The sequence below is a fragment of the Actinoplanes sp. ATCC 53533 genome, from assembly GCF_003947245.1.
Map to the genome: position 1 here is coordinate 60,130 of NZ_QHHV01000013.1, position 18,902 is coordinate 79,031.

Genomic DNA, 18,902 nt, shown 5'->3' on the forward strand with positions numbered 1-18,902 from the left:
GGTGTCCGAGTCGCTCCTCAGCCGATCCGCCAGGGCCGGAGCTTCTCGGGGTTTCGCACCGCCCAGATGCGCCTGATCCGGTCGCCCGCGATCTCGAAGGCGAACACGGTCGCGAGGGTGCCGTCCTGCCGTGCCAGCAAGCCGGGCAGGCCGTTGACCGTGCACTCCAGGAACGTCGTGCGGTCGCCCGACAGGCGCGCGATCTCGGCGTAGGAACGTGCGATCTGCGCACCGCCCACGATCGGGTGCAGGTGGGTGACGGCCAGCCCGCCGCCGTCGGCGGTCGCGATGGCGTCGGGGTCGAGCAGGCCGATCAGGGCGTCGATGTCCTTGGCCTCCCACGCCGTCTTGAACCGCCTGACGATGGTGGCCTGCTCGGCAGTCGGGCCCGCCGGGGCCTGCGCGGTGCGGACGCGACGGCGGGCGGAGGAGGCCAGTTGGCGGCACGCCGCCGGGGTGCGGCCGACGATCTCGGCGACCTCGCCGAAGGGATAGCGGAAGACGTCGTGCAGGACGAACGCGACGCGCTCGGCCGGGGTCATCGCGTCGAGGACGACCAGGAAGGCCATCGTCACCGACTCGTCGAGGGTGACCCGGTCGGCCGGGTCACCCCCGGCGGCGCCGGAGCGCCCGGTGATCCACTCCGTGGGCTCGGGCAGCGGTTCCGGGATCCAGTCGCCCACGTACGTCTCCCGCCTGGCCCGCGCCGAGCCGAGCAGGTTCAGGCAGATGCGGCTGGCAACCGTGACCAGCCAGCCGCCGGGCGACTCGATGGCCTGCTGCTCCCGTGCGGGCATGGCGTACCAGCGGGCGTAGGTCTCCTGCACGACGTCCTCGGCGTCGGCGAGGGAGCCGAGGAATCGATAGGCGAGGTTGATCAGCCGGCGCCGCTCGCTCTGAACGTCGCCGGGCTCGGCTCCGGTGTCCATGGTCTGGCCAGTCTCCCTCGCTCGCTGCTGTGCCCCCTACCCGATACGACAACGCAGCCTCCCGGAATGTGAGGAGACACGTCGGCTCACATTCCGGCGGGCTGCTTTGTCGTATCGGTGAGGACGACGACAAGGACAGACAGGAGACACCCATGAACGACTTCCAGGCCATCGCGGACCGCGTCGAGATCGAGGCACTGCGCGGCGAGTTCACCGACGCGGCGATGATGCGCGACCGACCCCGCCTGGCGGCGCTGTTCACCCCGGACGGCGCCCTGCGCATGCCCAACATCCCCGTCGAGCAGGTCGGCCGCGAGGCGATCCTCGCCGGGGGCGAGCGGCTGCAGCGCCAGTGGGACTTCTTCGTGCAGACCACACACCCCGGCACGATCCTGCTCGACGGCGACACCGCGACCGGTCGCGCCTACATCCAGGAACTCGTACGCACCCTCGACGGACGCCAGGGTCTGAATTACGCCGTTTACCACGACCGCTACCAGCGCACCGCGGCGGGCTGGCGGTTCGCCGAGCGGGTATACGAGGTCAGGTATCTCGACACCTCCCCGCTGGCGGGCGCGGCACCCGACGGGACCGACCCGGTGCAAGCCGCGTCCTTCGCCGTCCCGGCATCGGCCGAACGGCTGGCGGGGGTGGCCGCCGCGTTGCGTGCCAACGGCTTCGCCGCCGAGATTCTCGACGACGCCGCGGCCGCGCGGGCCCGCGTCAAGGACCTGATCCCCGAGGGCGCCAGCGTGTTCACCGGAGCCAGCGAGACCCTCCGGCTGTCCGGCATCGACGAGGACATCAACACCGGCGGCCGGTACGACGCCATCAGGCCGCGCGTCCTGGCCATCGACCGGGCCACCGGCGCCGACGAGATCCGAAGGCTGGTCGCCAGCCCCGAGTTCGTCGTCAACAGCGTCGCCGCGGTCACCGAGACCGGCTCGCTCGTTCTCGCCTCGGGCAGCGGCAGCCAACTCCCCGCCAACGCGGGCGGCGCCGCGCACACGGTCTGGATCGTCGGCGCGCAGAAGGTGGTGCCCGACCTGAGCACGGCGCTGAGCCGCGTCGAGGAACACGCCCTCCCGCTGGAGAACGCTCGTGCCCAGGCGGTCTACGGGACGCCCAGCGCCATCAACCGCCTGCTCATCCTCAACGCGGAAACCCGCCCGGGTCGCGGCACAGTGCTGCTGCTCCGCGAGGCCATCGGATATTAGGAGTCGAAGCCGAGGCCGACCTTGTCCAGGGTGCGCAGCCACACGTTGCGCCGGCCCTCGTGCGCGTCCGCTTGGGCGATCGACCAGCGGGTCAGTTCGATCACCCCGGAGCGCACCGGTTCCGGTGGGAACGGCATGGGCTTACTACGCACCATCTTGAGCCTGGTCAGCTCGGTTCGCGAACCGCCGAGCAGGTCCAGCATCACGTTCGCGCCGAACCGGGTCGCTCCCACGCCCAGCCCGGTGTATCCGACGGCGTAGGCCAGCCGGCCGCTGTGCGCCGTACCGAAGAAGCCGCTGAACCGGCTGCACGTGTCGATGACGCCGCCCCACTTGTGCGTGAAACGCACGTCCGTGAGCTGCGGGAAGGTCTGCGCGAAGTGCTCGGCCAGCACCTCGAAGGTGGCCTCGCGCTGGTCGCGTTCCGGGCTGATCCGCCCGCCCCGGTAGTAGATCGCGTCGTAGCCGCCCCACAGGATCCGGTTGTCGGCGGTGAGCCGGTAGTAGTGGAACTGGTTGGCCGCGTCACCCACGCCCTGGCGCTGCCGCCAGCCGACGCTCGCCAGTTGCGCGGCGGTCAGCGGCTCGGTCATCAGCGCGTAGTCGTAGATCGGGACGACGTAGTGGTGCAGCCGGCGCAGCAGGTTGCCGTGCGCCCCGGTGGCCAGCGCGACCCGCGCCGCGTCCACCCGGCCGCGCCAGGTGTGCAGGCGCAGCCCGCCGCCGGCCGCGCCGATCCGCTCGACCGGGGAGTTCTCGTAGATGCGCACGCCCAGCTCCAGGCAGGCTCGGCGCAGGCCCCAGACCAGCCGGGCCGGGTCGACCATCGCGCAGCCGGTGCGGTCCCAGACGCCGCCGAGGTAGGTCGGCGAGTTCACCTCGGCCCGGACCTGGTCGCGGTCCAGCAGCCGGACGTCCAGGCCGCGGGCGGTGGCCTCCTCCTGGTACGCGGTCAGCTCCCGCACCTGCCAGTCGGCGCTCGCCACGATGAGCTCCCCGGTGCGGGCGTAGTCGCACCCGATCCCGTACCGCTGGACGGCCTGCTCGATGCCGTCCAGGTTCGCCCGGCCGAGCCGCTCCAGGGTGTCCATCTCGTCCGGGAAGCGGCTCAGCCCGTTGTCGAACCCGTGGGTGAGGCTGGCCGAGCAGAAGCCGCCGTTGCGCCCGGAGGCCGCCCAGCCCGCCGTGCCCGCCTCGACGACCACGACGTCGCGGCCCGGGTCGCGTTCCTTGGCGAGCAGCGCCGTCCACAGCCCGCTGTAGCCGGCGCCCACCACGGCCAGGTCCGCCGAGTCGACGCCGTCCAGCGGATCCGCGGCCGGCGGCGCACCCGCCTGAGCGAGCCAGTACGGCTCGGGGACCGCGTCGGCGAGCGCGCGCGCCGTCATGCTCAGGAACGTTTCCGCGGGCGCGATCGCACGCTGGTGGCCACGGCGATCAGCACGCCGCCCAGGAAGATCAGCGTGCCCATCACGTTGACCTGCGGCGGCAGGCCGACCCGGGTGGCGCCCCAGATCCACAGCGGGAACGTCGTGGTGGTGCCCGCGGTGAAGTTGCTGACCACGAAGTCGTCGATGGACAGCGCGAAGGCCAGCAGCATGCCGGACATCACCGCGGGCAGGATGATCGGGAAGGTGATCCGCCAGAACGTTGTCCACGCGTTGGCGCCCAGGTCCGCCGCCGCCTCCTCGATCGAGCGGTCCAGGGTCAGCACCCGGGCCCGCACCACCACGGCGACGAACGAGATCGAGAACATGATGTGCGCGATCGTGATCGTCACGGCGCCGAGTCCCACGCCCAGCGACACGAACAGGGTCAGCAGCGAGGCGCCCATCACCAGCTCGGGCGAGGACATGGTGGCGAACATGATCAGGTTGACCGTGCCCGAGCCGCGGAACCGGTAGCGGCCCAGCGCGAAGCCGATCCCGGTGCCGAGCGCGCCGGCGACGACCGCGGTGACCACCGCGACCAGCAGCGAGATGACCAGCGCCTGGGTCAGCTCGTCCAGCGCGAAGACCCGGCCGTACCACTTGACGGTGAAGCCCTCCCAGGTCTGGTTGTAGCGGCCCGGGGTGTCGTTGAAGCCGAACACGATCATGACCAGCACCGGCAGCGTCAGCCACGCGATGATGGCCCAGGTGTAGATGTGCAGGGCCCGCCCGCCGGTCAGCCGGAGCCTCATCGCGCCGCCACCTTCATGACGTCCTCCGTGCCCAGCGCCCTGGCGTAGGCGAAGACGCCGACCAGCAGCACTGCCATCAGCGTGAAGGACAGGGCCGAGGCCGTCGGATAGTTGGAGCTGGTCAGGTACTGCGACTGGATGACCTGCCCGATCATCGTGGTGGACGAGCTGCCCAGCACCGCCGAGTTGACGTAGTCGGAACTGGCCGGCACGAAGGTCATCAGCACGCCGGCGAACACCCCCGGCAGCGCCAGCGGGAAGATCACCTTGCGGAAGGCGGTGGGCGGGTCCGCGTACAGGTCGCGGGCCGCCTCCACCACCCGGGGGTCGATGCGTTCCAGCGCCACGTAGATCGGTAGCACCATGAACGGCAGGAAGTTGTAGACCAGGCCGAAGATCACCGCGGTCGGCGTACCCAGGATGTTGAAGTCGTCGGCCAGCAGCCCGGCGTCCTTGAGCGGGCCGAGCAGCATGCCCTCGTCGGTGAGGATGTATCGCCACGAGATCGTGCGCAGCACGAACGAGACGAAGAACGGCAGCAGCAACAGGAACAGGTAGGTCGGCTTGCGCCGGCCGCCGTAGAAGGCGATCCAGTACGCGACCGGGAAGGCCAGCACGATCAGGATGATCGTGGTGATCGCCCCGTAGATCAGCGAGCGCACCAGCTGCGTGCGGTAGTTGCCGATGGCGTCCACGTAGGTCTGCCAGTGGCCGGTGAAGACGTAGCCGGAGACCACGTCGCCCTGCTGCAGCGACAGGGACAGCATCGTCACCATCGGGATCACGAAGAACAGCAGCAGCCACAGGCCGCCCGGCAGGATCAGCAGGTAGGGCGCGAGCACACGCCGTGAGCGGGACACGGGCTCAGGCCAGCACGATCGGTTCGAAGATGCTCTGGAACTCCTGCTGCTCGGCGACCGTCTTGAAGTCGACGTAGTAGTGCAGCTTCGCGTAGTCGCTCTGCGCGGGGAAGACCAGCGGGCTGGTGGCGACCGCCTCCATGGCCGCCTTGTCGTCGCCGGACAGCTTGGCGGCGTCCTTCTTGATCTGCTCCTGCGCGGCCGGCACCGGGCAGACGTAGTTGATGTACTCGGCCAGCGTGGCCGCGTTCGCCACCTCGTAGAAGAAGTCCATCAGCTTGATCGCGTCGAGCGGGTTCTGCGCGGTGATCGGGATGGCGAAGTTGTCCGTCCAGATGGTGCCGCCCTCCTCCGGGATCACGAACTTGAAGTCCGTGCCGTCGGAGACGTTCTTCTGGAAGATGTCGCCGGACCAGGCCTGGGTGATCCACACCTCGCCCTTGCCCAGCGCGTCCACGTAGCTCTGGTCGTAGTAGTTGCGCACCATGCCGGCGCTCTTCTGCTCCTTGAGCTTGGCGGCGGCCTTCTTCCAGTCCTCCGGCGTCGACTTCGCCGGGTCGATGCCGAGCGCCATCAGGCCGAAGTTGGCCAGCTCCTGGGTGTCGGAGTACATGCCGACCTTGCCCTTGAACGCCGGGTCCCACAGGTCGGCCAGCTTGGTGATCGGCCGGGTGACCTTCTTCGGGTCGTACGCGATGCCGGTGATCCCGGAGGTCCACGGCACGGAGTAGACGTTGCCCTTGTCGTAGGCGGTGTCGGCGTACGACTTGTCGGCGTTGGCCACGTAGTTGGGCAGCTTGCTGTGGTCCAGCGGGGCGAGGAAGCCCGAGTCCACGAACTGCTTGAACTGGATGCCGTTGGTGATCACCATGAGGTCGTAGCCGATCGACTGACCGGCCGCGAGCTGCGGCTGGACCTTGGCGAACCAGGGGCCCATCTCCTGGATGACCTCCTGGTAGTTCACCTTGACCCCGGTGGCCGCGGTGAACTTCTTCAGCTCGGGCTGCTTCGGGTCCATGTACAGCGGCCAGTTGGCGAAGTCCACCTTGCCGTTGCTGGTCTTACCGGCCCAGTACTTGGCCACCGCGTCCGGGGCGGGAGCGCTCGGCGCGGTCGAGCCGGTGCCCTTGACGCCGCAGGCGGCCAGCGCCATGGCGAACGCCGACAGGCCGGACATCCGCAACGCGTCACGCCGGCCGAGCCGCCGCTGGGTCAGGCCGCGCACCAGGGAGGGGTCGGGGAGGTTCGACTGCACGATCAGACTCCGATCGGGTAAGAGTGCTGCGGGCTCCAGCTGAGGTACACCGTGTCGCCGTGCTCGGCGAGGTCTTCGGCGGAGTAGGCGTTCTGGTCGAAGACCACCAGGTCCGGTCCGGCCGAGGTCTTGACCGTGTAGTTGGTCGAGGTGCCGTGGTAGACGACCTCGGTCACCACCGCGGACAGGACGCTGATGCCGGCGGCGGTGGGTGCCTCGCGGGACAGATCGATCTTCTCCGGCCGGACCGAGACCTCCAGGTTGTCGCCGACCTTCATGGCCCCGCTCACCGGCACCAGCACCCGCTCGCCCTCGCCGTAGCTCAGCACGGCCACCTCGCCCGACAGGCTCTCGACCCGGCCGTCGAGCAGGTTCGACGTGCCGATGAAGCCGGCCACGAAGCGGGTCGCCGGGCGCTCGTAGATCTCCCGCGGCGACCCGAGCTGGTCGATGCGGCCGGCGTCCATCACGGCGATGCGGTCCGACATGGTCAGCGCCTCGCCCTGGTCGTGCGTCACGTAGACGAAGGTGATGCCGACCTCGCGCTGGATGCGCTTGAGCTCCACCTGCATCTGCATCCGCAGCTTGAGGTCGAGCGCGCCGAGCGGCTCGTCGAGCAGCAGCGCCCGCGGCCGGTTCACCAGGGCCCGGGCCAGCGCCACCCGCTGCTGCTGGCCGCCGGACATCTCGCGCGGGGCCCGCTTCTCCATGCCGGTCAGCGAGACGATCTCCATGATCTCGCCGGCCCGCCGGCGGATCTCGGCCTTGTCGACCTTCTTGCGCTCCAACCCGAAGGCCACGTTCTGGTACGCGTTCAGGTGCGGGAACAGCGCGTACGACTGGAAGACCATGTTCACGTCGCGCTTGTTCGGCGCGACGCGGGTGACGTCCTTGCCGTCCAGCAGCACGGTGCCGCCGCTGGGCTCCTCGAAACCCGCGATCATCCGCATCGTGGTCGTCTTGCCGCAGCCCGAGGGGCCCAGCAGCGAGAAGAACTCACCCTGCGCTATGGACAGGTCCAGGCGGCGGACGGCCTGCACCGTCTCGCCATGGGATAGATAGTCCTTGTGCACTCCGGCGAGCTCGATGGCCGGTTGGCCGGGGTCCGGTTCGACACCAGTGGTCATGTTTACCTCTTCAGGCCAGGTGGCTCATCACGTGTTTGATCCGGGTGTACTCCTCGAACCCGTACATCGATAGGTCCTTGCCGTAACCCGAGTGGCCAAAACCGCCATGCGGCATCTCCGACACGAACGGCAGATGGGTGTTGATCCACACCGCGCCGAAGTTCAGCCGGCGCGACACCCGCATCGCCCGGCCGTGGTCGCGGGTCCACACGCTCGCGCTCAGGCCGAAGCGCACGTCGTTGGCCCAGCGCACGGCGGCGTCCTCGGCGTCGAACTCCTGCACGGTGATCACCGGGCCGAAGATCTCGTCCTGGATCATCTCGTCGCGCTGGCGCAGGCCGGCCACCACGGTCGGCTCGACGAAATAGCCGCGGTCGCCGATGCGCCGCCCGCCGGCCACCACCCGGGCGTGCTCCGGCGTGCGGTCCAGGAAGCCGCGCACCCGGCTCAGCTGGGCGGCGTTGTTGACCGGCCCGAAGTACGCGTCGGGGTCGGCCGGGCCGCCGACCCGGGTGTCCTTGGCGGCGGCGGCCAGCGCGTCGGTGAAGTCCGCCGCGATCCGCCCGTGCACCAGCACCCGGGTGGCGGCGGTGCAGTCCTGCCCGGCGTTGAAATAGCCGGCACCCGCGACGGCGGCGGCGGTCGCCTCGATGTCGACGTCGTCGAAGACGATCACCGGAGCCTTGCCGCCCAGCTCCAGGTGGACCTTCTTGAGGTCGGCGGCGGCCGCGGCGGCGACCTCCATGCCGGCCCGGGTGGAGCCGGTGATCGAGACGAGCTGCGGGGTCGGGTGCACGACCAGGGCGCGGCCGGTGTCCCGGTCGCCGCAGACGACGTTGAGCACGCCCGGCGGCAGGAACTCGGCGGCGATCTCCGCGAGCAGCAGGGTGCTGACCGGTGTGGTGTCGGCGGGCTTGAGCACGACGGCGTTGCCGGCGGCGATGGCGGGCGCGAACTTCCACACGGCCATGACCATCGGATAGTTCCAGGGCGTCACCTGGGCGCAGACTCCGATCGGCTCGCGCCGGACCCAGGAGGTGTGCTCGCGCAGGTATTCACCGGCGGACTTGCCCTCCAGCATCCGGGCGGCCCCAGCGAAGAAGCGCAACTCGTCCAGCAGCGGCGCCATCTCCTCCTGCCGGGTGGCCTCGACCGGTTTGCCGGTGTTGCGGCATTCAGCGGTGATGATCTCGTCGGCTCGGGACTCGACGGCGTCGGCGATCCGCAGCAGGGCGCGCTGCCGCTCGGCGGGTGTGCTGTCCCGCCAGACCTCGAAGCCAGCCTCGGCGGCCGTCATCGCGACGGCGACATCCCCGGCGGCGGAGACCGGGGCGTACGCGTACGCCTCCCCGGTGCAGGGGTCGACGACCGCCGACGTCGCGCCGTCGGCGGGATCGCTATAGGACCCGCCGACGAAGTTGCGGAGGACCGGTAGGTCGGTGCTCACGGAATTCGGACCTCCCGCCCCGGGGCTGTGACGGCCCCCACACGAAGAGGTGGACCTTGACATAGCCGTAGACCTAAAGACAAGGGAATCCGAAGGATTTTGCAAGACCGAAACGGAATCAGGAGCGTGCGCCGAGGCGCAACCACGCATTCCGGCGCTAGTCGCCCGGGGAAGCCCGGTTTCCGCAGGATGGCGTCCCTGGTCCAGGCGTCGCGGTGCCCGCCGGTTCGGACCCGTCCGTGTTGCCTCCCCCATGTACCGTCTGCGAGCGCCGTTCGGATCGGAGTTCATCTCTGGGCGGTCGCGGTCTCACGACGATCAGCTAAGGGGAACCGGTGGACGGACGCAGGCTGCTGCCGCGTGTGCTTTTGGGGATGTCCGTCGTGGCGGCACTGGCCGGTTGCTCGGGGACCGACGACAAGGCCGAGACGCCCGGGCTGGAGCCGCGCGGCACCGTGCTGACCACGGTCAAGCCGACCCGCCAGGACCTCACCAACAAGATCAGCCTCAACGGCAAGGTCGCGATCAACGCGGTCTACGGGATCGTCGCGCCCGCCGACGGCGAGTTGCGCTACGTGCAGCGGCAGCCCTCGAAGACCGCCAGCACCCAGGCGACCTGGGTGGCGACGGTCTGGGACCACGGCACGCCGCACAAGGTGCTGATGCCGAAGAACTCGATCCTGGCCGGCCGGCTGCTGGAGGACCGGGCCACCGTCACCACCGGGATGCCCGTCATCTCGGCCACCCGCGCCGGGTATGCGGTCGTCGCGGACATCGACAGCGCGCTGGCGTACCGGATCTCCGGCTCGGCGAAGTCCGTCCAGGGCCAGATCAAGAACGGGCCGGGTCCGTTCCCCTGCAAGCCGCTCGGCACGATCGCGGCCCTGCCGGCCGGGACCATTCCGGAGCCGCCGCCGGCCTCGCCCGCCCCGGGCGCCACCGGAGAGCCCGAGACCGAGACCGAACAGCAGCAGACCGGTGGGGGCGAGGGTTCCGAGTCGACCGGCCTGCGGCTGGTCTGCACCACCGCCAAGGGCATCAAGCTGATCAACGGCGCCGCGGTCACCCTGGAGATGGTCACCGCCAAGGCCAGCGACGTGCTGGTGCTGCCGGTCGAGGCGGTCGCCGGGGCGCAGGGCAAGGGCAAGGTCGACGTGGTCGGCCCGGACCGCGTCCGCAAGACCGTCGACGTGGTCCTCGGCCTCACCGACGGCAAGGTCGTGGAGATCAAGAAGGGCCTCAAGGGCAGCGAGACGGTGGCGATCCCCGGACCCAACCTGCCGGCCGCCCCCGAGGGCCAGAACCCCGAGGACCAGCCGTCCGGGGCCGTGGGATGACCGCGCTGATCGAACTGACCGGCATCACCAAGGTGCTCAAGGGCCAGCAGCAGCCGCGCACCATCCTGTCCGGAGTCGACCTGGCCGTGCACCCGGGCGAGAGCGTGGCGATCGTCGGCCGGTCCGGCTCCGGCAAGAGCACCCTGCTCAGCATCCTGGGCCTGTTCGACCGGCCCGACGAGGGCAGCTACCTGCTCGACGGCCAGGACATCAGCCGGCTGCCCGAGCGCAAGGCCGCGAAGCTGCGCAGCTCGCACTTCGGCTTCGTTTTCCAGCGCTTCTTCCTGCTCAAGCACCTGACCGCGGCGCAGAACGTCTCCATGGCGCTGGTCAACGGCCAGGGCTGGCTGCCCCGGCGGGCGCGCCGGGCCCGCGTGCTGCAGGCGCTGGAGCAGGTCGGCATCGCGCACCTGGCGAAGAACCGGCCGGCCCGGATGTCCGGTGGTGAGCAGCAGCGGGTGGCGATCGCCCGGGCCCTGGTCCGCGAGCCGAAGGTGCTGCTCGCCGACGAACCGACCGGCGCGCTGGACACCGAGACCGGCACCGCGGTGATCGACGCTCTGCTGGCCGCGACCACCCGGGGCTGCGGGTTGGTGCTGGTGACGCACGACCGGGACCACGCGGCCCGGATGGGCCGGACCCTGGACCTGGTCGACGGCGTCCTCACCGAGCGGGTGAACGCGTGAGGCGGCTGTCCGGCCGGTTCCGATCGGCGCTGATCATCGGGCTGCAGGGCATCCGCGCCCGCAAGACGCGCACCCTGCTGTCGATGGTGAGTCTCTTCCTCGGTGTGCTCGCCGTGGTCGTGGTGCAGGCCGGCGCGAGCATCGCGGACCGGGCGCTGCTCTCCGACATCGAGCTCACCTCGGCCGTCGACGGCACCACGATCATCGGGCTGCCGATGCAGCCGAAGGCCACCGCTGTCGTGCTCGACACCGTGCAGGACCGGTCCGACACCGTGGCGATGCTCAATCTCTCGGCGATCATCGGCGAACCGAACGTCACGCCGGTCAACCCGGGTGCCTCGCCGTTCGACGAGGACTGGGGCGGCGGCATGGTCTGCTACGGGAACGGCCCGTGCGAGCCCGCCGAGTCGGTCGCGCCGGCGGGCCAGGCCGTGGAGGTACGGCTGACCGCGATGACCGCCGACGTCCGCCCGTTCCGGCCGTTGCGCCCGCAGACCGGACAGTGGCTGGAGTTCGCCACGATGCCGTCGATGGCACCGCGGCTCGTCGTCAACCTCGAGGCCGCCAAGGGCTTCGAGCGGTACAAGGTGCCCGCCGAGATGCGCATCGGCGGCGCCGCGGCGAACATCACCCCGCAGTTCGTCGGCGTGGTCGACGACGGCGACATGCAGCCGCGCGCCTACGTCCGGCTGGACGAGCTGACCACCTGGCTGCCGAGCGCCAACCTGGCCGACCCGAACACCGGCGGCGAGATGCAGGTGCTGGTGTCCCAGGGCAGCCCGGTCCAGCAGGTGCTCACCGCGAAGCTCAAGGGGATCGGCTCGGAGACCTGGATCGAGACCGTCGACGCCAAGAAGCAGATGGAGAGCGAGCTCAAGCTGCTCCGCCTGGTGTTCCTGGCGATGGCGAGCCTGGTCCTGCTGATCGGCGTGGCCGGCATCCTCAACGTCGGCCTGGCCACCGTGGGGGAGCGGGTCGAGGAGTTCGCCCTGCGCCGGGCCGTCGGCACGCCGAGGATGCTGCTGGCCGGCATCGTGCTCGCCGAAACCCTGCTGACCGGCCTGTTCACCGCCGCCGTGGCGATCGGGGTCAGCGCGGCCGGCCTCAAGGCGGTCTCCGTGGTGCTCGGCGACTCCGAGCCGTTCCTGCGGGACATGCAGTTCCCGTGGGAAGCGGGCATCGCCGGCATCATCGCGGGGCTCGTCGCCGGCGTCCTGGGCGGCTTCGTTCCGGCCCTGCGCGCCGCCGGCATCCCGATCGCCACCGTCATGCGGGCTTGACCGGGCCGTCGATCACCGGACAATGCACCAGTGGACAAACTGACCATCGGACTGCTCACCACCGACACCGACATCGTCCGCGACCATGACAAGGACAGCGGCGCGCTGCTGCGGGGCCTCGCCGAGGCGGGTTTCCAGACCGGCGCGCCGGTCTGGCACGATCCGTCGGTCGACTGGGCGGCCTTCGACCTGCTGGTCGTCCGGTCACCGTGGGACTACCCGGAGCGGTACGCCGAGTTCACCGGCTGGCTGGAGCGGGCTGCCGGCCGCACCCGCATCCTCAACGCGCCGGACCTGATCGGCTGGAACATCGACAAGCGCTACCTCGACGACTTCCGCGCGCGGGGCATCGCGTGTGTGCCGTACACCTTCTGCACGACGCCCGCCGAGGCCGCGACGGCGATCGCCGGGCTCGCCCCCGGCCGGATCGTCGTCAAGCCCACGGTCTCGGCCGGCTCGCGCGACACGGGCCTGTTCCGGCCGGACGACCCGCGCGCCCTCGACCTGGCGGAGCGCATCATCGCCGGCGGCAAGACGGCGATGATCCAGCCCGCCGCCGAGCACGTCATCGAGCACGGCGAGAACGCCCTGTTCTACTTCAACGGCGACTACGCGTACGCCTGCCACAAGGGACCGATCCTGCTGCCCGGCGGCGGCTACCTCGGCGGCGAGTACACCGAGCACATCACGCGCGCCGACCCGTCCCGGGCGGAGATCGAACTGGGCGGCCGGGCGATCGCCGCCATCGCCGATATCGCGGCCCGCAAGGGTTTCAGCGAGGACGCCGGGCGTCCGCTGTATGCCCGGGTGGACATCGCGGCGCACCCGGGCGGCGCGCCGGAGATCATCGAGGTGGAGCTGTTCGAGCCCGCCTACTTCGTCCGCATCGCGCCGGAGGCCGTCACCCACTTCGTCGAGGCCGTCAGGAAGCGCTGCCGGCAGTAGTAGGACGATTACGCGAGGTCACCGATTTTCGTAGCGAGAAGGCTACGGATAGTCACTGACTGTGCCGAGTGTGCGCGCCTCTGTAGGGTTTCCGCTGGTGGGGCGCGCGGGCTGGGAATCCGCGAAAAAGTTTCTCTGATCGACACTTACCGAACGTCGTCTCCGCTGACTTACATATAGGACTGTGGGTGACGTCAGGGGATAGATGATGATCGAGGGCTCGGCAGCTCGGGCGCTGCCCGAGGACGGGGCACCACGACGGCCGGCGGCGACCGACGAGTCCCTGGTGCAGTTCATCCGGGACAACCAGGGGCGGATCAAGAAGTTCCTGCAGCGCGTCTGCGACGACCCCGGCCTGGTCGAGGACGCGTTCCAGGAGGCGTTGATCGTCGCCTACGCGCAGTGGGAGGTGGTCAAGCACCACGAACGGCCGCTGTTGTGGGTGCACAAGACGGCCTGGTACAAGCTGCTCGGCCTGCTGCGAAGCCGGCGCCTGGAGGTGGTGGGCCTGGACGACATCGCCCCCGCGCCGCTCGCCGACCCGTCGAATCAGTGGGAGGCGGAATTCATCCTGCGCCAGCTGCTGCGCCGGCTGCCGACCCGGCAGCGGGCTGTCCTCGCGCTGGCGGCCGACGGCTGCACCGACGAGGAGATCTGTCAGCAACTCGGGCTGGCGCTGACGACGGTCCGCACCTACAAGTCGGCCGCCCGCAGGAAGCTCAAGGAGCTGGCCGAGGGCGCTTCCTACGAGCCCGGCACGCGGAGGCGGACATGAACCTCGACGACCTCCTCGCGCTCACCGCCCAGCAGGTGCCGACGCAGCTGGACGAGGCCCGGGCCCGCCGCATCGCCGGCCACATCGAGCGCGAATACGCCGAACGGCTGGCGGCGAACGTCGACATCACCAGCGACGTCGACCTGCGGGACCCGGTCGCCATGCGGGAGAGCAAGCGCATCCTGCGCTCGGCCGAGCTGCTCAAGCTGGGCACGATCAGCTGGTTCCGGCCCGGCCCGCAGATCGACTGGTCGCCGGAGATGTCGAGAATCCTCGGCCACGCGCCCGGCGAGGTCCCGCCGTCGCTGCCGCACCTGGTCTCGATGATTCATCCCAGGGATCGTGCGACCGTCCGGCGGCAGGTCCGGGCCGCCTGGCGTGACCAGGAGGAGAAGGAGGCCGGCTTCCGCGTCGTGAAGCCCGACGGGGTGACCGCCTACGTGCACTGCTCCATCGAGGTGGTGACCGAGGACGGGCAGGCGACCGGCGTCATCGCCACGGGGCAGGACGTCACCGTCGTCGAGAAGGCGCGCCAGGAGCGTGCGCGTCGCCTGTTGCGCGGTGGCACGGTGCAGCAGGACCTGATCGAGCTGGACCCGGTCACCGGCCTGCTGACCCGGCGGCGCTTCGCGGACGAGGTCGGCCGCGCGCTGCGTACGGGGACCGGGACCCTGCTGGTCGTGTCCGCGCCGCCGTACATCCGCCGGAGCACGGACGCCGACTCCGGGCGCGATGACCGGCTGAGCGCCGCCGCGGCGGAGGTGATCCGGTCGGTGGTGGGGCCCGCCGACGCCTGCGGAGTGCTGGGCCGGCACGAGTTCGGCGTGCTGTTGCCGTACACCACGGTCGACACCGCGAAGCTGAAGGCCGAAGAGATCCTGAACAGGCTGCGCGCGACCCGCTACCTGGCCGCCTCGTCCCGGCTCGATGCCTTCGGCGGCCTGGTGCACTACGACTACCGCATGCCGATCGAGAGCATCGAGTTGCTGTTCGACGCGGAGACGGCCTGGCGGCAGGCCAAGTCCCAGGACGCCCCGCTCTATGTGCTCCGGCAGCCGCCGTCGACCACCCAGCGCCGGGACATCGCCCGGGCGGGAATCCGGGCGGCGGTGGAGGGAAGCCGCTTCGCCCTCTACGCGCAGCCGCTGCGGGATCTCGAACTCAACCAGACGACCCGGCACGAGATCCTGCTGCGGGTGCTGGACGATGTCGGCCGGCCCGCACCACCGTCGACCTTCCTCGAGCTGGCCGAGCACGTCGACGAGATCCTGGCGGTGGACAAGTGGGTGATCAACAATGCGCTGCGCCTGGTGGGGGAGGGCTCACAGACGTCGCATTATCAGGTCAACATCTCCGGCCGTTCGCTGGCCGATCCGCTGCTCATCGACCACATCCGCGATGCCGTCGCACGTCACCGGGTCAATCCGGAGCGCCTCACCATCGAGATCACCGAGACCGCGGCCATCGGCAACCTGACGATCGCGAGGCGCTTCGCGGACGGGGTCCGGGCCCTCGGCTGCCAGCTGGCTCTCGACGACTTCGGGACGGGTAACACGCCGCTGAGCTTCCTGACGCAGCTTCCGGTCGACCTCGTCAAGATCGATGGCAGCTTCATTCAGGACCTGCCGCGCTCGAAGGCGCTGCAGGCGGTCGTCGAGGGGCTGGTGCAGACCTGTCACCGGCTCGGCATCCTCACCGCGGCCGAGTACGTGCAGGACGACGCCACCCTGGACCTGCTGCGGAGCTACGGCGTCGACTTCGCCCAGGGGTTCCACGTCGGCGAACCGGAGCTGATCGTGGTGGGCCGGCGCACGGCTCCCTCCATCGAGCTGGAGTTGTTCCCGGCGCAGGAGCAGGCTGCCAGGTGACCGGGGCCGAAAGGCGCTGCACGGCCCTCCCGAGCGGGCTGTCCGATGCGCCTATCCGGCCTGGATGTCGTGCCAGGGACGGCGGTCCACCTGCCGCAGCCGGGCCGGCGCGGCATCCACCGGCACCGGCCGCGGCGCGGGCCGGCGCACCGGCCCGGGGATGTCGTTCGCGTCGGCGTCCGGCGTCTGCGGAAGGGCCCAGATCGGCGCCACCCGGGGCGGTGGGCTCCACTCCAGTTCGGCCATCGGCCGCGCGGCGACGGCCGCCCGCGCCGGCGGCTTCCAGATCGGTGGCGCCCCCCACCAGATGACCCGCTCGGCGTGCTGCCGGACGCGGGCCGGGTGCGGCGCCGCCGCGAGTGCCAGGCGCGGGGCCGCGGCGGTGATGGCTTCCGGCGGGCGGGAGCTCTCGTCTTCCACGGACGCGCCGGCCAGCAGGACGGCCGCGCCGACGGTGACCAGGCCGGCGATCGCGGCCGCCAGCTCCCAGCCGGGGCGGACCGCGTCGCCGAGGATCGCCAGCGCGACGGCGGAGGGCGCGATGACCTCGGCGATCCAGAGCACCGCGGTCACCGGTCCCACCTTGCCGTGCTGCAGCGCGTGGGTGTACATGAGCATGCCGCCGACGGCGAACACCAGCAGCGCCCAGACCAGCGGCTCGGTGGCGATGTGCAGCGCCGCCGAGCCCACGGTCTGCATCTCCTGCTCGGGCATGGGCAGCGCGCGGCCGGCCAGCGCCGCACCGCCGAGCGAGAGCCCCGCCAGCGCCGCGACGGGACCGGGCCGGCCGGTCTTGGCCGTGCCCCAGCCGATCACCGCCAGGCCGACCGCGGCCGAGCAGAGCAGCCAGCGGAGCCCGTTCGTCGCCGTGACACTCTCCTGCGGCCCGGCCGACATGGCCAGCACCGTCAGCGCGGCGACGGAGACCACCACCGCCGCGACGTCCCGGCGGCGGAGCCGGGCCTTGAGGAAGATCCGGGCGGCCACGACGGTGATCGCGAGCGAGCCGGCCAGCACCGACTCGACCAGGTACACCGCCAGTTCGCGAAGCGCGACCATCGACCCGGCGAAGGACACCAGGTCCAGGACGATGCCGATCAGGTAGAGCGGGTGGCCCAGGGCGCGCACGGTGCCCTTGCTGCGCCGGGCGCCGACCGACTGCAGGATCGAGCCGGCGGCGTAACAGAAGGCACCGAACACGGCGATCGCCAGCGCGATCCACCCCGCGGAGGTCACCGCTGTCCCCTGTCTCCGGCTTGCGCGCTGATCCGCAGCATGGAGATCGTGTTGTCGGCGCCGTTGGTGACGTACGCCAGGCGGCCGTCGGGCGAGACCGAGATCGTCCGCGGGCTGCCACCCACCCGCACGGTCGCGGTCACCGCGCCGGTGCGCCCGTTCAGGACGGACACCGAATCGTCGCCCTCGTTGACCACGTACGCGTGCTCGCCGTCGGGGGCGAAGGCCACGCTCTGCGGCTGCTTGCCGACCCGGAACGGCCCGGTCCGCCGCCCGTTGGCCGCGTCGAGCAGGTCGGCGGTGTTCGCGTCGTAGCCCGCGACCAGCACCCGCCTGCCGTCCGGCGAGACGGCGATGCTGTGCGGCGACTTGCTCACCGGAACGGACTTCACCAGCCGGTCGGTGCGCGTGTCGATGATCGAGACCGCGTTGGACTCGTGGTTCGCCGTGTACGCGCGCCCCAGCCGTTCGGAGAAGGCGACCGCATGCGGATTGGGCGGCACCTTGACCCGGCCGCCCGCCCGGTGACCGTCGGCGCTGTAGATCTCGACCCGGCCGGCGCTGTGGATCGGAACCCAGATCCGGCCGTCCGGGCCGACGGCCAGGGTGAACGGCTGCACTCCGGTGCTCAGGTGCCGGAGCACCTTGCGGCTGGCGGCGTCCACCACGGCCACGCCGCTGCCGGACATGTCCTTCTCGTACATGGAGACGAAGACGAGGCGCCCGTCGCGGGACGTGGCGACGAACCGGGGGGTGTTGCGCATCCGTATCGTGGTCACCCGCCGGCTGGCGGCGTCCACCACGGACAGGATGCGGGAATTCTGGTTGGCGACGTAGACCGTGCGGCTGTCCGGCGAGACCATGACGCCCTCGGGCTCGGCGCCGACGCGGATCGTGCCCACCACGGCCGGCTTGGCGACGCTCGCCACGCCCTGGGCGAGCGGGACGCGGACGATACCGGCGGGCGCGGGCGCCGCCGCGGTGGTGGGCGTCGTCGCGGGCGCCGTCGAAGGCAGCGGCCCGAACGCGACCACCGGGGCCGGGTCGGGCTGCTCGCCCCGGTTCAGCGCCACCGCGACCCCCGCGCCGCCGAGCAGCACGCCGGCGGCCAGCGCGGCCAGCAGCACCGTTCCGCGGGCCTGCCGGCGTTTCGCCGGAGCGGACAATACGGTCATCCGCGTCGCGCCGAGATCGTCGACCGCCGCAAGCTCCTCGATCTCGACCTGAGACGGCGGCAAGGTCGCCGCGACCTGGCCGGTGACCCGGACGTCGGCCCAGCCGGCCGGGCCGCGGACGGTGACGGTGCCGTCGAGCCAGTCGGAGGCCGGCAGCCAGGCGATCCGCAGTCGGCGACCGGCCAGCACGGCGCGCAGCCCGGGCCCGGAGACGGTGACGGCGGCGGCCACGGCGAGCGGCGGCCCCTCGACCAGGACCTCCGCGAGCAGCCGGGGCGTACCCGCGCTGACCTGGCCGAAGTGGATCTGGTCGGGAACCAGGCGCACGGTCGTCCGCTCCAGCGCCGCGGCGGCGGCAGCGGCGACGCTACGGCTGTCCTCCTGGGTCAGCCGCATCAGCGTGTGCCGGGCCGCGGCGGCCATCGCGAGATCGGTACCGTTCGCGAGCCGCTCCAGCTCGCCCACACCCTTCAGGCGAGTCTCACGGACCGAACTGTCGATCTCGGTCAGTACCTGCGTCGGCAAAGTTTTTTCACTCATAGTGTCCCCGGTGTCATTCTGCGTGACGATCGGCATCGACGAA

At 70.8% G+C, this 18,902-nt stretch carries 16 protein-coding genes; 7 read left to right on the plus strand and 9 right to left on the minus strand.

The features are described from left to right. Nucleotides 1-17 precede the first annotated feature (17 nt). Nucleotides 18-929, minus strand: coding sequence for an RNA polymerase sigma factor SigJ (gene sigJ / locus DMB66_RS04860; protein WP_125802784.1), 912 nt, complete (start codon nt 927-929; stop codon nt 18-20). Nucleotides 930-1,081: 152 nt separating this feature from the next. On the opposite strand from sigJ, the gene DMB66_RS04865 reads away from it, so the two are divergent. Then, on the plus strand, nt 1,082-2,146 hold the full coding sequence (locus tag DMB66_RS04865) for an LUD domain-containing protein (RefSeq protein WP_125802785.1): 1,065 nt from the start codon (nt 1,082-1,084) through the stop codon (nt 2,144-2,146). Here the strand turns inward: DMB66_RS04865 and DMB66_RS04870 are convergent. Genes DMB66_RS04870 through DMB66_RS04895 form a run of 6 tightly spaced genes read right to left on the minus strand, consistent with a single transcriptional unit; the run spans nt 2,143 to nt 9,017 of the window. After that, entirely contained in the window at nt 2,143-3,534 is a 1,392-nt protein-coding gene (locus tag DMB66_RS04870; RefSeq protein ID WP_125802786.1) for an FAD-binding oxidoreductase, read from the minus strand. The genes DMB66_RS04865 and DMB66_RS04870 overlap by 4 nt on opposite strands. 2 nt (nt 3,535-3,536) lie before the next feature. Further along, nucleotides 3,537-4,328, minus strand: a complete 792-nt coding sequence (locus DMB66_RS04875; protein ID WP_125802787.1) for an ABC transporter permease — start codon at nt 4,326-4,328, stop codon at nt 3,537-3,539. Further along, entirely contained in the window at nt 4,325-5,188 is an 864-nt protein-coding gene (locus DMB66_RS04880; protein ID WP_125802788.1) for an ABC transporter permease, read from the minus strand. The genes DMB66_RS04875 and DMB66_RS04880 overlap by 4 nt, the downstream gene beginning before the upstream one ends. Nucleotides 5,189-5,192: 4 nt before the next feature. Next, nucleotides 5,193-6,404 carry a spermidine/putrescine ABC transporter substrate-binding protein gene (locus DMB66_RS04885; protein ID WP_125802809.1) on the minus strand — a complete coding sequence of 404 codons (1,212 nt, stop codon included), beginning with the start codon at nt 6,402-6,404 and terminating at the stop codon, nt 5,193-5,195. Nucleotides 6,405-6,445: 41 nt separating this feature from the next. Further along, nucleotides 6,446-7,570 (minus strand): ABC transporter ATP-binding protein, encoded by a 1,125-nt coding sequence (locus DMB66_RS04890; RefSeq protein ID WP_125802789.1) that lies wholly within the window; start codon nt 7,568-7,570, stop codon nt 6,446-6,448. 10 nt (nt 7,571-7,580) lie between these two features. Beyond that, nucleotides 7,581-9,017 (minus strand): gamma-aminobutyraldehyde dehydrogenase, encoded by a 1,437-nt coding sequence (locus DMB66_RS04895; RefSeq protein ID WP_233624312.1) that lies wholly within the window; start codon nt 9,015-9,017, stop codon nt 7,581-7,583. A gap of 374 nt (nt 9,018-9,391) precedes the next feature. On the opposite strand from DMB66_RS04895, the gene DMB66_RS04900 reads away from it, so the two are divergent. From DMB66_RS04900 to DMB66_RS04925, 6 genes are all read left to right on the plus strand, one after another. Further along, on the plus strand, nt 9,392-10,354 hold the full coding sequence (locus DMB66_RS04900; RefSeq protein ID WP_125802791.1) for an efflux RND transporter periplasmic adaptor subunit: 963 nt from the start codon (nt 9,392-9,394) through the stop codon (nt 10,352-10,354). Next, complete coding sequence (locus tag DMB66_RS04905; RefSeq protein ID WP_125802792.1) at nt 10,351-11,040, plus strand: ABC transporter ATP-binding protein; 690 nt, start codon at nt 10,351-10,353, stop codon at nt 11,038-11,040. Before DMB66_RS04900 ends, DMB66_RS04905 begins: the two co-directional genes overlap by 4 nt. After that, nucleotides 11,037-12,320: an ABC transporter permease gene (locus DMB66_RS04910; RefSeq protein ID WP_125802793.1), complete on the plus strand. Its 1,284-nt coding sequence runs from the start codon at nt 11,037-11,039 to the stop codon at nt 12,318-12,320. Before DMB66_RS04905 ends, DMB66_RS04910 begins: the two co-directional genes overlap by 4 nt. Nucleotides 12,321-12,350: 30 nt before the next feature. Beyond that, nucleotides 12,351-13,265 (plus strand): RimK family alpha-L-glutamate ligase, encoded by a 915-nt coding sequence (locus DMB66_RS04915; RefSeq protein ID WP_233624313.1) that lies wholly within the window; start codon nt 12,351-12,353, stop codon nt 13,263-13,265. 205 nt (nt 13,266-13,470) lie between these two features. Then, nucleotides 13,471-14,040 (plus strand): RNA polymerase sigma factor, encoded by a 570-nt coding sequence (locus DMB66_RS04920; protein WP_125802794.1) that lies wholly within the window; start codon nt 13,471-13,473, stop codon nt 14,038-14,040. Beyond that, the gene (locus DMB66_RS04925; protein WP_125802795.1) at nt 14,037-15,908 is read left to right on the plus strand and encodes an EAL domain-containing protein; all 1,872 of its coding nucleotides are present in this window, start codon (nt 14,037-14,039) and stop codon (nt 15,906-15,908) included. The genes DMB66_RS04920 and DMB66_RS04925 overlap by 4 nt, the downstream gene beginning before the upstream one ends. Nucleotides 15,909-15,959: 51 nt before the next feature. Here DMB66_RS04925 and DMB66_RS04930 read toward each other — a convergent pair whose 3' ends face one another. Next, nucleotides 15,960-17,144, minus strand: a complete 1,185-nt coding sequence (locus tag DMB66_RS04930) for a hypothetical protein (protein ID WP_125802796.1) — start codon at nt 17,142-17,144, stop codon at nt 15,960-15,962. Next, complete coding sequence (locus DMB66_RS04935) at nt 17,141-18,844, minus strand: YncE family protein (RefSeq protein WP_233624314.1); 1,704 nt, start codon at nt 18,842-18,844, stop codon at nt 17,141-17,143. The genes DMB66_RS04930 and DMB66_RS04935 overlap by 4 nt, the downstream gene beginning before the upstream one ends. Between the last annotated feature and the right edge of the window lie 58 nt (nt 18,845-18,902).